The following is a 243-nucleotide window of genomic DNA, read 5'->3' on the forward strand; positions in this document are numbered from 1 at the left end:
AATGAGTGGTCACCTGTCAGCAGCTCACCCACCACCCTGCACTCGACCTGGACCGGTGAAATCTCAGGGGCTCCTGCCAGCCGCCGCGAACCGCCGGGTCACCCCGGCCCTCCCATTAGGTGATGTCCCCGACGTACTTGACGTTGGGGGCCGGCGCGGTGAAGTCGCGCTTGACCAGATCCGGCACCGGGGTGTCGGCCGGTTCGGGGATCGTGGTGTGGACCTTGCGCCGCAACCTGAGCC

1 pseudogene is annotated in these 243 nt (G+C 67.5%); it reads right to left on the reverse strand.

The features are described 5' to 3' along the window. Positions 1–118 precede the first annotated feature (118 nt). A pseudogene (locus tag RM423_RS25305) lies at positions 119–243 on the reverse strand (IS3-like element ISRhosp5 family transposase); the annotation flags it as partial.

Source organism: Jatrophihabitans lederbergiae, assembly GCF_031845305.1.
GTDB classification, from domain to species: domain Bacteria; phylum Actinomycetota; class Actinomycetes; order Mycobacteriales; family Jatrophihabitantaceae; genus Jatrophihabitans_A; species Jatrophihabitans_A lederbergiae.